Raw genomic sequence first — 13,518 nt, 5'->3', positions numbered from 1 at the left:
ATGACTGGCACAGTTTTTACCCATCAAAAGATAATACAAAATTAATAATCGGTAGTGGTTACCTAAAAGAATAAATAGAGACAGATATTTCCTTTTTTTATCTTTTATTGCGATTAAAGCTTTATTATAAAATTTAAAATAACGTTGTTGGGAGTTTAATATGTTTAAAATTAGTGTTTCCTTGTTATGTGTTTTTTTTCAGTGCTGCTAGTTCAGTAGCAATGAACTGATGATTATTGGCGTGGTGAAGGTGTTGAAGTAGATAATGCAAAACCTTCAACGGGATAACCATTGGATACAATTTCATGGCAGTGATGGACGCTCTTATGTTTACTACTGGGGAGAGCAAGTGATGCCTGATGAACAAGCAAACATGTTTTTCAATGTTATTAACAACATTTCACATATCTCGTTGAGTTTTTAGTCACTTTGACTGCAAACCTTCAACATCAAAATAGAGCGGCTTTAAGGTGCCACAGTTGGCAAATTTATAGGTTAATTCGCTAGCATTTGGGACGCGTTTTGATGTGCGAAATTTTTGCAGACAGGCATTAGTTAAATCTGCAAAAATAAGATGATTAAAACTCGGTGCTTGGGTTATTTTATGGATATAGATTCGCTCATTATTTTTGAGGGTGATCATGTCGTATTCTTGCCACTGCGATGATTCGTTCAAATCAGTTAATTCCCGCGCATAAAGTAATTTACTCATTACAATAGGTCTATGTTGATAAACCAAACTGCCATCGCGCTGGTAGTGTCCGGCATACACATCTGCCGTAATTGTTAGTTCTTCGCCGCGCATTAGGCGTTGAATATTAAACGGTTGTGGTTTGATAGTAATAAGCTCTGCATCACGTACCAGGCTTAAAAAAGCGACATCTGGGTTTTCAATTTGATAAACAACTTGCACATCGTGAGGTAATTTATAAGTTGGTAAGTTAACTGCAAAAATACGCGAGCCTTGATTAACGAGCACCATAGCATGCTCTGCATTGTAAGCTGGGTTAATCGGCGGAAGCTCTTCTTTTACAGCTTCTTCTTCGGCGTTGGCAATACTCGACATAAATGCAAGTAACAAAATAAACAACAGTCGCATAATGAACTCAATAAAGGTATGAATTTAAAGTGTAGTCAAAAATACTGTTTTAGCAGTTTTATACTCTGCTTTTAAAACAGCGCAGCTTGCTCTATAACAATTGCGTGGCGTTTTGCAAGGCGCAAGTGATCTCTGTCATAACCTCCGCCAATCACGCTTGCCACTGGCGTATTGTGCTCAATACAGCGCTTAAACACTAAGTGATCACGTTTTTCAATGCCTTGCCAGCTAACATCAAGCTTACCTAAGCCATCTTGTTGCCAAATATCAACTCCGGCATCATACAGCACTAAATCAGGGTTAAGTTCTCTGAGTAAAAAGCGCAAGGTATCATCAACAACCCCTAAATATTCATCATCTTGCATATTATTAGCTAAACCAATGTCGAGATCGCTGGCTGATTTGCGAAATGGAAAATTTTTTTCACAATGAATTGAGCAGGTATATGCATAAGGTTGGTGTTGTAACATCGCCGCAGTACCATCGCCTTGATGTACGTCTAAGTCAAAAATTAATACATTAGTCAATTCGCCTGACTGAATAAGCGTTTGTGCGGTAAAGGCTAAGTCGTTGACCATACAATAGCCAGAGCCAAAATCGCTGTGAGCGTGGTGTGTACCGCCGGCTAAATGGCATGCAATGCCGTGCTCAAGAGCTAAGCGCGCAGTTTGCAACGTGCCTTGAGGTGCGGTAAAAGTTCGTGCCATTAATTGTTCTGACCAAGGTAGCCCAATACGACGCATCGCTTTATCATCTAAGCGGTTATGCCATAAATCTTGAATGTAATTATCACAATGTACCAATTCAAGCGCCTCAGGGCTGCCAAGTTGAGGTGTGATTAGGTTGCTATTCGCCAAACCAAGTGCTTTTACTTGTTGGTATAAATGGGCAAATTTACTCATTACAAAACGATGGTTAGGGTCAAAGTTAAACGAATAGTTAGGGTGATAAACCAGCGGTAAGTGTTGATTAAGAGCCATAGTCAGATTGCGTTGCGAATTTTCTCTAGGGTAACCTACAGGGCAATTTCAATCCAGTTACTTGCTTTACGCACTGTGGATCAAACTCTCAAGTTCACGGTGCAGTAGTGTATCGTCAGCGAGGTTTAACTCAATTAAACGCTTTAAATGGGTAATACTATCTATATCAATATGGGTACATTTTAAACCTATATGTTGTTGTTCGATATGGCAAATAGTGACAGTCATCGCGATGATTACTTCACTTTGCGGGAGTTTAAAGGCAAGAATAGCACTACTGTTTTTTGTAAAGTTAAAGTCATTATTGCGACTAACCAGAGCGCCATTTAATGATATATCGAGCAACTGGCAGGGGTAACTATGGGTATTATTGGTTAAATGCGCGGGAGTTGAAAATAAAATGCGCGTGTAATGTCGGCGGTTTTCCATCACTATTCCTTTTAGGAGTATTAGGAGTATTAGGAGTATTAGGATTAAGTGTAGCCTGTTTTTTAGTCAGTATGTGTAATTAATACCAATCGACTTAAATATTTAACCATTCTAGCGAGCTAAATAAAGCGCTAACTGCGTTATAAATTTTTCATGTAGAACAACTACATGTAAAAATTTATGTCTTGTTATCACTCCATTTATCTGTCGCTATAAATGGTCAGTAACTTAACACGATTGGTATAAGCTGAACTCTGGATCGTGAATCTCTGATCTATATTCCAGGTTAATAAAAAAAGCCCCACATAAATGTGGGGCTTAAAAAATGTTTAGAACCTAGAACTTAACCTATCTTTTTGTACTTAATACGCTTAGGTTGCGTAGCCGCAGTGCCTAAGGTCTTTTTAAGCCATTCTTCATATTCAGTGTAGTTACCATCGAAGAAGTTAATTTGGCCTTCGTCACGGTAATCAAGAATATGTGTTGCGATACGGTCTAAGAACCAACGGTCATGCGAGATACACATAACGCAGCCTGGGAATTCTAAAATAGCGTTCTCAAGGGCACGTAATGTTTCAACGTCCAAATCATTGGTTGGCTCATCCAGCAGGATAACGTTGCCACCGGCTTTTAATAACTTAGCTAAGTGTAAGCGGTTGCGTTCACCACCTGACAAGTCCTTAACAAATTTTTGCTGATCGTTACCTTTGAAGTTAAAGCGACTAACATAGGCACGGCTTTGGAATTCAAAGTTACCAATTTTTAGTACGTCTTGGCCGTTTGAAATTTCTTGGAAAACAGTATTGCTGTCATCCATATTGCCACGGAACTGATCAACGGTTGCCAGTTCAACCGTTTCACCTAGGTTAATTTCACCGCTGTCTTGTTTGTCTTCACCGCTGAGCATTTTAAACAGCGTTGATTTACCTGCGCCATTGGCACCGATAATGCCAACAATTGCGCCTTTAGGCACAGTAAAGCTTAGATCATCAATTAACACGCGATCGCCAAAGCTTTTCTTCAAGTTTTTAACTTCAATAACTTGATCACCTAAACGTGGTCCAGGTGGAATAAATAGCTCGTTGGTTTCATTACGTTTTTGGTAATCAGACTGCTGCATTTCAGTAAATTGCGACATACGCGCTTTTGACTTAGCTTGACGACCTTTTTGGTTTGAACGTACCCACTCAAGTTCTTGTGCAATTGATTTTTGACGGGCTTTTTCAGACTTTTGCTCTTGCTGCAGGCGCGCATCTTTTTGCTCAAGCCAAGAAGAATAATTACCTTCCCATGGAATACCTTCACCACGGTCAAGCTCTAAGATCCAGCCAGCTACATTATCGAGGAAGTAACGGTCATGGGTTACCGCCACAACAGTGCCTTCGTAATCATGCAAGAAGCGCTCAAGCCATGCTACAGATTCTGCATCTAAGTGGTTAGTCGGCTCATCGAGGATAAGCATATCTGGTTTTTCAAGCAATAAGCGGCAGATAGCCACTCGGCGACGCTCACCACCTGACAAGAATTCAATTTTAGCATCCCACTCAGGTAAGCGCAGGGCATCTGCGGCGCGCTCTAATACGTTGTCGATGTTATGACCATCGTGGGCTTGAATAATTGCTTCAAGCTCACCTTGCTCTTTGGCTAGTGCGTCAAAGTCAGCATCTTCCATCGCGTATTCGTTATATACTTCATCAAGACGGTTAAGCGCGTTTTTAACTTCGCTGACTGCTTCTTCCACAGTTTCACGAACCGTTTTGCTTTCATCTAGAATAGGCTCTTGCGGTAAGTAACCAATTTTAGTGCCCGGTTGAGGATATGCCTCACCTTCAAACTCTTGATCAAGGCCGGCCATAATACGTAGCAACGTTGATTTACCAGAACCGTTTAAACCAAGTACACCAATTTTTGCACCCGGGAAAAAATGCAAAGAAATATCTTTTAAGATAGTGCGCTTAGGTGGCACAACCTTAGATACTCGACTCATCGAGAAAATAAACTTATCAGGTAAAACCATGGAGGGAGCCTTCAAATAATAATAAAAATTTCAATGTTGTATTGTAGTGGCTCACAGGTGAAACAGTCAACGAATCAACCAAATAACAATGTGCTAATTCGCGAGCAATACTCCTACACCGATTAAAGCAAGCAAGCCGCCTATTAACATTTTATTGGTAACGGGCTCGCGCTTTATAAAACCAATGCTCATTACAATTAATGGCGCGGTTGCGAAAATCGTTTGTGCAATGGCTGGATCGGTATATTTAACTGCGCCAAGTTGAAGCCATAAACCAAGGAAAGTGCCTAAAAACACAGCCGCAAAAAACCATTGTTTGCCGCTAATTCCCCTTAGAGTTAGTGCTTGTTTAAATTCACTGCTTTTAAATACTGCAACAACTAAGGCCACAGTCATCGTACCTGCTGCTAATCTAATTAATGCCGCCCATAAGCTACTCATATGCTCATTATTGAGTGCGCCTTTAGACATCACCATACCGAGCGCTTGGCCGATAGCAGCTGCAAGGGCACATAAAACACCTTTGCGATAATGTTGATGATCAACCTGTGGCAATGTTTTTTCAGGCTTGATTGCTATTACTACGCCAATGGTTGTAAGTACAATACCGCACCATGCAAATGGCGATAAATAATGATTTAATAGCAGGATATTAAAAACCCCCACAAGGGCTGGAGCAAGGGACTCAATAACTAACGTGCGAGCAGGGCCAATATTTCGCAGCGCAGTAAAATAGGCGCTATCGCCAATCGCAATCCCAATCACCCCGCCAGCAATTAGCCAAAGCCAGCTTGTCAGATGATGTGGTAGTGCAGCGTCTTGAGTAATCGCAATAGTCGCTAACATCATGGCACTTGCTAACACGCCTTTACTGATGTTTAGCTGCATAGGCGTTAAGTGATGGCTAAAACCTTTATATAAAATGGTCGAAAGCGCCCAAACAATAGCTGCTAATATAGCAAAAAGTTCTCCTAAGCCTAGCCAATCAATCACGTTTACCACCTTAAAATAAAATCAACAGGCGCATTATGGCGAGCGGTTTTTAGAATGCAAAAGAATAGCTAAAATAAATTCATTTAGACATCTAAACATCTAGAGGTTGAAATTTCCAGCTATCCGTTCATAATTAGCCATTGGTTAATTATGCCTTGGAGATGAGTATGCCTATTACCGTTAAAGATGAATTGCCCGCAATTGCGAAGTTACGTCAAGAAAACGTATTCGTAATGCCAAAAAGCCGCGCTAAAACCCAAGAGATCCGTCCGATGCGCTTGGCGATTTTAAACTTAATGCCTAATAAGGTAGAAACCGAGGTGCAATTTATTCGTTTGCTCGCTAATTCACCCTTACAAGTGAATGTAGAGCTTCTACGTTTAGACACTCATCGCAGCAGTAGCAATTCAGAGCAGCATTTAGACACTTTTTACCGTTATTTCTCTGAAGTGAAAGACAACAATTACGATGCATTACTCATTACCGGCGCACCATTGGCACATTTAGAATATGACGATGTAGCCTACTGGGATGAACTAAAAGTAATTTTAGATTGGGCGGAGCAGCATGTAACCTCAACATTATTTTCGTGTTGGGCGGCTCACGCGGGTTTATTTCATCATTATAATCTAAAGCGTGAACTAAAAGAAAATAAGCTCTGTGGTGTGTTTACCCATAAGTGTTACTTTGAACATGGAGCCTTAACGCGTGGTTTTGACGATACCTTTGTAGTTCCGCACTCGCGTTATGGTCATATTGATATTGAAAAAATTAACGCTTGTGATGACTTAGTTGTGCTGGCAGGTTCAGAGCAAGTAGGCGCTTACTTAATAAAAAATAAATCCGGCAGCCAAGTGTATATTACCGGGCATCCTGAGTATGATGCAGACACTTTAAAAGGCGAATATCGGCGCGATTTAGAAAAAGGCCCTGATGCGCCATTGCCTGAAAATTACTTTCCAGATAACAACCCAGATAACGAACCGTCGAAAACTTGGCAAAGCCATGCCTTTTTACTTTTTTCGAATTGGTTAAATTATTATGTGTACCAAACCACACCCTATGATATTAATTTAGTTAGCCAAGCCGTAAGGACTAACAACTATGCCGAATAATTTAGAAAACAAAAGCGCCGAGTTAATTGAAGCGCTACAACAGCGTATTTTAATTCTTGATGGTGCTATGGGTACCATGATCCAAGAACATAAATTAGAAGAACAAGATTATCGTGGTGAGCGCTTTAAAGATTGGCATGTACTGATCAAAGGCAACAATGACTTACTAAGCTTAACGCAACCAAAAATTATTGCAGATATTCATCGCGGCTTTTTAAATGCCGGTGCCGACATTATTGAAACCAATACCTTTAACTCGACCACCATTTCGATGGATGATTATGACATGGCCAACATCAGCCGTGAGATTAACCTCGAGTCAGCTAAATTAGCACGCAGTATTTGTGATGAGTTCACGGCTAAAAATCCAGAAAAACCGCGTTATGTAGCGGGTGTATTAGGGCCTACTTCAAAAACCTGTTCGATTTCTCCAGATGTAAACGATCCTGGTTATCGTAATATTACTTTTGACAAGCTAGTTACCGCTTACGTTGAATCAACCCTTGCTCTTATGGAAGGTGGTGTTGATTTAATTTTGATAGAAACAATTTTTGATACGCTTAATGCAAAAGCGGCTTCATTCGCGGTTGAAGAAGCGTTTGAGCAAGCCGGTCGCAAGTTACCTGTGATGATTTCTGGCACCATAACCGATGCATCCGGGCGAACATTGTCAGGGCAAACCACCGAAGCATTTTATAATTCGATTCGTCATATTAAGCCGATTTCAATTGGTTTAAATTGCGCGCTTGGTCCAGATCTACTGCGCCAATATGTTGAAGAGCTATCACGGGTTTGCGAAACCTTTGTATCAGTTCATCCCAATGCCGGTTTACCTAACGAGTTTGGTGAATATGACTTAGAAGCACCAGAAATGGCACAAGAAATTATCGATTGGGGTAAGTCAGGTTTTATCAATATTGTTGGCGGTTGTTGTGGTACTACACCTGCACACATTAGGGCTTTTGCGAAAGGGCTTGAAGGGGTTGAACCTCGGCCATTGCCAGAGCTTGAAGTGCGTATGCGCTTATCAGGCCTAGAAGCGTGTAATTTAAATTAAGGTAGCCGAGATGACACAAAAAATAGCAGTATTTACCAACGTCGGCGAACGTACCAATGTTACCGGCTCAGCCATGTTCAAGCGTTTGATCATGGAAGAAGATTACGAGACCGCCCTTAACGTTGCTCGCGAACAAGTAGAAAACGGCGCACAAGTGATTGATATCAATATGGATGAAGCCATGTTGGACTCAAAAGCGGCGATGGTTAAATTTTTAAATTTGATTGCTTCAGAACCTGATATTTCTAAAGTACCAATTATGGTCGACTCCTCAAAATGGGAAGTGATTGAAGCGGGCTTAAAGTGCATTCAAGGCAAGGCAATTGTAAATTCAATCTCGTTAAAAGAAGGCGAAGAGCCATTTATTCGCCAAGCTAAAATTATTAAACGCTTTGGCGCCGCTGCAGTGGTTATGGCATTTGATACCGACGGCCAAGCAGATACAGCCGATCGCAAGTTTGAAATTTGTGAGCGCAGTTACCGCATTTTGGTGGATGAAATTGGCTTTGCGCCAGAAGATATTATTTTCGATCCCAACATCTTTGCGGTAGCAACCGGTATTGAAGAGCACGATAACTACGCAGTTGAATTTATTGAAGGCACGCGCCGTATTAAGCAAAACTTGCCATACTGTAAAGTGTCGGGCGGGGTGTCGAATGTATCGTTCTCGTTCCGTGGTAATAACCCTGTGCGAGAGGCCATTCACTCAGTATTTTTATACCATGCCATTCAAGCGGGCATGGATATGGGTATTGTTAATGCCGGGCAACTCGCTGTGTATGACGATATACCAGCAGAGCTTAGAAAAGCAGTTGAAGACGTTATTTTAAATACCGACCCAGGTGCAGGTGAACGCTTAGTTGAGTTGGCACCAAAATACTCTGGCATGGCACAAGCTGAGCGAGTTGAAGATTTAGAATGGCGTACTTGGCCAGTTGAAAAACGCTTAGAGCACGCATTGGTTAAAGGCATTACCACCTTTATCGATGAAGACACCGAAGAGTGCCGCGCTGCTGCCGATAAACCTATTCATGTGATTGAAGGGCCATTAATGGACGGCATGAACGTGGTAGGGGATTTATTTGGTGCAGGTAAAATGTTTTTACCGCAAGTGGTTAAATCAGCGCGAGTGATGAAGCGCGCAGTGGCCTACCTAGACCCTTATATTGAAGCTGAAAAAGAAGAAGGGGCTACTAACGGTAAAATCGTGATGGCCACCGTTAAAGGTGACGTACATGATATTGGTAAAAATATTGTTGGCGTCGTACTGCAATGTAATAACTATGAAGTTATCGATTTAGGCGTAATGGTGCCTGCTGATAAAATTTTGCAAACTGCCATTGATGAAAAAGCTGATATTATTGGTTTGTCAGGGCTTATTACTCCTTCGCTTGATGAAATGGTACACGTTGCCAAAGAAATGAAACGCCGTGGTTTTGAACTACCGCTATTGATTGGTGGTGCGACTACCTCAAAAGCCCATACAGCCGTTAAAATTGAACCGCAATATGACAAAGGCGTGGTGTATGTAAATAACGCCAGTCGCGCCGTAGGCGTGGTCTCTAACTTATTATCGAAAGAGCATAAAGCTGAATTTTTAGCAAAAACCAGCGCTGAATACGTCAAAGTACGCGAGCAGCAAGCACGCAAAAAACCACGCTCAAAACCGGTGACTATTCAACGTGCCCGCGACAACGCCGCCAAGCTTGATTGGGATAATTACACTCCACCGGTGCCGAAAAAGCTGGGCGTGACAGAGTTTAAAAATGTCTCGATAGCCACTTTACGACAATACATAGACTGGACGCCGTACTTTATGACCTGGTCAATCGCTGGTAAATACCCACGTATCATGACCGATGAAGTGGTTGGCGAGCAGGCGCAAAGCTTATTTAAAGACGCTAACGACATGTTAGACGATCTTGAAAAGTCTGGCAGTTTGCAACCGCTTGGCGTAATTGGTTTATTCCCAGCTAATCGCGTGGGTGACGATATTGAAATATACACAGACGAAACTCGCGCTGAACTATTAACCACATCGTGCCATTTACGTCAGCAAACAGAAAAAACCGACTTTGCTAACTACTGCTTAGCTGATTATATCGCCCCGAAAGGCACGCCTGATTACTTTGGTGCATTTGCGGTAACAGGCGGTCTTGAAGAAGACGACTTAGCTGATGCGTTCGATGCACAGCAAGATGACTACAACAAAATAATGGTAAAAGCGGTGGCAGATAGACTCGCCGAAGCCTTTGCTGAGTACTTACACGAACAAGTGCGTAAAGAATATTGGGGTTTTGCCCCAGACGAAAACCTTGCGAATGAAGATCTTATTCGTGAAAACTATCAAGGTATTCGCCCAGCACCCGGTTACCCAGCATGTCCAGAGCACACTGAGAAGAAGAAAATCTGGCAACTACTCGATACTGAAAAGCGCATTGGCATGCAGCTCACCAGCTCATACGCCATGTGGCCCGGCGCTGCGGTATCAGGCTGGTACTTCTCTCACCCTGAGGCTAAATACTACGCCGTAGCGGCAGTACAAAAGGATCAGGTTGAAGATTACGCTCAACGAACCAACATGACGCTAGAAGAAGCGGAAAGATGGTTATCGCCTAATTTGGGGTATGAGCCGGAGTAAGTGAAGCGGTCAGCTATCAGCCGTTAGTTTAAAACAAAAAAGCGAGCCAAATTAGGCTCGCTTTTTTTGTACAAAGTTTTTCCTGATAGCTCTTCGGTATATCATCATACTTTCACATTCAATGAGCTTGCGTATGCCCCTAACCTTGGGTGTAGAATGATTAGTACATTATATTTGTGATTTACTGCACATTCATTATTTGAGAATTTTCTATGGTAAAATTATTTAGCCCACTAAAATTAGGTCCGATAACACTCAAAAACCGCATTATTATTGCTCCCATGTGTATGTATGCCGCAGAAGAAGGCAAGGTGCAACCTTGGCATCATCAACATTATGGTATGCTCGCGCAATCCGGTGCTGGCTTATTGATTGTTGAAGCGAGCGCTGTATCCCCTGAAGGAAGAATCTCTTACGCCGATTCAGGTATTTATAGCGACGAATGTGAGCAAGCTTGGCGTGAAGTCGTATCTAATGTAGGTCAATACTCTAACATTCCGATGGTGATGCAGATTGGTCATGCAGGTCGTAAAGCGTCAACTGAATTACCTTGGAATGGCGGTGCGCCTATCGCTCCAGCAATAAAGAACGGTTGGCAAACTATTGCTCCGAGTGAACTTGCTTTTTCAGATGAAGCTCCTTTACCAAAAGCAATGACGCAAGACGATATTGGACGATTAATTACTCAGTTTGTGAAAAGTGCTCAACGTGCCCATAAAGCTGGTTTTTCTGGCATAGAAATTCATGCAGCTCATGGCTATTTACTGCACCAATTTTTATCACCTCTTAGTAATCAGCGTTCAGATCAATTTGGCGGCTCATTAGAGAACCGCATGCGCCTACCCCTGGCAATATTTGATGCTATAAAGGCTGCGTTACCACATGATTTCATGATTGGTGTACGTATAAGTGCAAGTGATTGGGCTGATAATGGCTGGGATATCGAGCAAAGTATCGTATTTTCTCAAGCTTTAGACGCTCGTGGTTGCCATTATATACACGTATCAAGTGGTGGCTTGACTGCACAGCAGCAAATTAAAGTTGCCCCTAATTATCAAGTCGGTTTTGCCGATGCAATAAGTGATAACGTTTCTATGCCGGTTATTGCTGTAGGCTTAATTACTCAAGCTCAACAAGCTGAAGATATTATCTGCGAAGGTAAAGCTGATGCGATTGCGTTGGCGCGTGGTATTCTTTATAACCCGCGTTGGCCTTGGCATGCAGCAGCGAAGCTCGGAGTTACAATACAAGCCGCGCCGCAATACTTGCGCTGCCAGCCACATGAACTTAAGTCATTACTGATACGCGATTGATTACTACCTCTCATAACTAGATAATCTTCGAGTGTGAGAGGCTTTGACTATTCAAGCCAGTTTTTAATACGTTTATTAAGGAAAAACCTCTGAATAAGTATATATCCCAGCATATAACTCTGCCTTTTATAGCTATGATCAAAGAAAGTTTAATAAAAGGAGTTATATGAAATATTATTTTCAAGCGCAATACCACCAGCGCTTAGATTTGTTTGATAATGTGTTTGTCAGTATGGCAACGGGTAATGTTGTTGAGCCATCACTGCCTTTAGAGATCATCATTGAGTCTGAAGATTGTGTGCTTTATGAAAGTGACAATGGCTCTATTATTGATTTTTCTCCGCCAACGTTAGGCTATTATTGGATTACTGGGCAAACCTGCTTACGCACCCGAGACGGATTAGTATTTGAGCCTTGTGATGATAAAGATGCAGTACAATACACTTATATTGACGGGCAGCTTTATGGACAAAAAATAAATACTGACTTGAGCAAAATGCCAACCACACAAACGCGTTACCACTTTAGTAAGCTTAATGGATGCAAAGCCCAGCTAAAGCAAAATGATGACTCAAGCTTTACTCTCGAAATTGATGAAAAAGAATATCCTATTGCGTTACATGAGCTTGAATTTTCATTTTTTGTAAATGAAGAAACAGGATTTACGCAAGACGGCGAACAACTCTATTACTACGACAGACCAGTACCTCAATTAACGTTAGTAGACTTTAGGGTTTTACATTTTAATTATGCAAAAGATGATCATGTTGTTGTCTGTGGTACAGATGTTATTTCACAAGCGGATGCTGCAACGTTTGAAGTGATCACCACGACTTTAGCAAAAGATAAAAATCATGTTTATGAATTTTCAAAGATTATTAAAGGTGCGGATGCTAAATCATTTGTCGTGATTGATGGTAAAGAACAAGATGCATATCAACAATATAGTAAAGACAAGCAAACAGTTTATTATTTTGGTGAAGCCATTATCGGTGCAGACTTGGCATCTTTTCGCATTATTTACGGACGTTATTCGGCTGATAAAAACTGGGTTTATCGCTCAGGGCTACGTATTGCTCTATTTGATGCTGAGAGTTTCTATTATATTTCACAAAGTTTTGTTGGTGATAAAAACGGCATTTATACTGACTTTCTAAATATTACACAAATAGCCCAGTGTGATGATGTATTTGTTGATTACGATAATGATTACTTTGCCGTAAACGATACCCTGTATTGGGCTGATAAAGAACATCCGTTTGACGCTGATTTAGCTTCTTTTTCTTCAATCAATTGTACTTGGGCAAAAGATGAAACCCATATTTATTATAAAGATGAGGTTGTTTATGAAGGGGGTTACGAAACAGCAGAAATTTTTGATGAATTATTATTAAGAGTGGATGATAAAATCATCTCAAATAGAGGCATTATTGCTGGTGCAAATGCAAAAGAGTGGCATCTGCTGATTTTTCCATTCTATGCCTGTGCTGATCGACTATTTTACCAACAAGAATTACTTGATAAAGGCGACCCAAATACGTTTGAAGCCCTTGATGACAATCGCTTTAAAGATAAAAGTAATGTCTATATTTTTGATAATGATTTTGAAATAGTAGATACCATCTTTGATATTAATACCGAGAATATTGTACTTATAGATGAATGTTTTTTAAAAACGCCTGATACAGTGTATTTTCAAGAGTTAGCGATACAAGATGCTGATCCTGATACCTTTGAGGTATTAGAGTACAGGGCAAGATCACGAACTTTACCTTGACTTAAAAGTATGATCTTATACTCCTTTTTAAGGAGCCCCCATGCCTGATATTCAACTATTTAAATATTTCGAATCAATTGACGACCCTCGCCAGCAG

Annotated in this window: 11 protein-coding genes; 6 read left to right on the top strand and 5 right to left on the bottom strand. The window is 41.1% G+C overall.

The window, feature by feature from the left end:
* The first annotated feature begins 265 nt into the window (after positions 1 to 265).
* Positions 266 to 424 carry a hypothetical protein gene (locus H5186_RS21785; protein ID WP_182731471.1) on the top strand — a complete coding sequence of 53 codons (159 nt, stop codon included), beginning with the start codon at positions 266 to 268 and terminating at the stop codon, positions 422 to 424.
* On the opposite strand, the gene H5186_RS21780 is transcribed toward H5186_RS21785, so the two are convergent.
* The 5 genes from H5186_RS21780 to H5186_RS23345 form a co-directional block, all read right to left on the bottom strand.
* Positions 425 to 1,099 (bottom strand): hypothetical protein, encoded by a 675-nt coding sequence (locus H5186_RS21780; RefSeq protein WP_182794979.1) that lies wholly within the window; start codon positions 1,097 to 1,099, stop codon positions 425 to 427.
* Positions 1,100 to 1,170: 71 nt separating this feature from the next.
* Positions 1,171 to 2,079, bottom strand: a complete 909-nt coding sequence (locus H5186_RS21775) for a histone deacetylase (protein WP_182761745.1) — start codon at positions 2,077 to 2,079, stop codon at positions 1,171 to 1,173.
* Between the two features lie 66 nt (positions 2,080 to 2,145).
* Positions 2,146 to 2,508, bottom strand: coding sequence for a PilZ domain-containing protein (locus tag H5186_RS21770; RefSeq protein WP_182734665.1), 363 nt, complete (start codon positions 2,506 to 2,508; stop codon positions 2,146 to 2,148).
* 343 nt (positions 2,509 to 2,851) lie between these two features.
* Positions 2,852 to 4,525, bottom strand: coding sequence for an energy-dependent translational throttle protein EttA (ettA, locus tag H5186_RS21765; protein ID WP_145241364.1), 1,674 nt, complete (start codon positions 4,523 to 4,525; stop codon positions 2,852 to 2,854).
* 93 nt (positions 4,526 to 4,618) lie between these two features.
* Positions 4,619 to 5,518, bottom strand: coding sequence for a DMT family transporter (locus H5186_RS23345; protein WP_182794978.1), 900 nt, complete (start codon positions 5,516 to 5,518; stop codon positions 4,619 to 4,621).
* A 167-nt stretch (positions 5,519 to 5,685) separates the two neighbouring features.
* Between H5186_RS23345 and metA the strand changes: the two genes are divergently transcribed.
* The 5 genes from metA (at position 5,686) to H5186_RS21735 (ending at position 13,421) form a co-directional block, all read left to right on the top strand.
* On the top strand, positions 5,686 to 6,633 hold the full coding sequence (gene metA, locus H5186_RS21755; RefSeq protein ID WP_182794977.1) for a homoserine O-succinyltransferase: 948 nt from the start codon (positions 5,686 to 5,688) through the stop codon (positions 6,631 to 6,633).
* Complete coding sequence (locus H5186_RS21750) at positions 6,623 to 7,690, top strand: homocysteine S-methyltransferase family protein (protein WP_182794976.1); 1,068 nt, start codon at positions 6,623 to 6,625, stop codon at positions 7,688 to 7,690. Before metA ends, H5186_RS21750 begins: the two co-directional genes overlap by 11 nt.
* Positions 7,691 to 7,700: 10 nt before the next feature.
* The gene (gene metH / locus H5186_RS21745) at positions 7,701 to 10,331 is read left to right on the top strand and encodes a methionine synthase (protein WP_182794975.1); all 2,631 of its coding nucleotides are present in this window, start codon (positions 7,701 to 7,703) and stop codon (positions 10,329 to 10,331) included.
* A 212-nt stretch (positions 10,332 to 10,543) separates the two neighbouring features.
* Positions 10,544 to 11,644 carry an NADH:flavin oxidoreductase/NADH oxidase gene (locus H5186_RS21740; RefSeq protein ID WP_182794974.1) on the top strand — a complete coding sequence of 367 codons (1,101 nt, stop codon included), beginning with the start codon at positions 10,544 to 10,546 and terminating at the stop codon, positions 11,642 to 11,644.
* 166 nt (positions 11,645 to 11,810) lie between these two features.
* Positions 11,811 to 13,421 (top strand): DKNYY domain-containing protein, encoded by a 1,611-nt coding sequence (locus H5186_RS21735; RefSeq protein ID WP_182794973.1) that lies wholly within the window; start codon positions 11,811 to 11,813, stop codon positions 13,419 to 13,421.
* Positions 13,422 to 13,518 lie beyond the last annotated feature (97 nt).

Source organism: Pseudoalteromonas sp. SG41-2 (genome assembly GCF_014164535.1).
Lineage (GTDB): Bacteria > Pseudomonadota > Gammaproteobacteria > Enterobacterales > Alteromonadaceae > Pseudoalteromonas > Pseudoalteromonas rhizosphaerae.
Note: the sequence above shows the minus strand (reverse complement) of the source record. Positions and strands in the feature narration are given on the sequence as shown.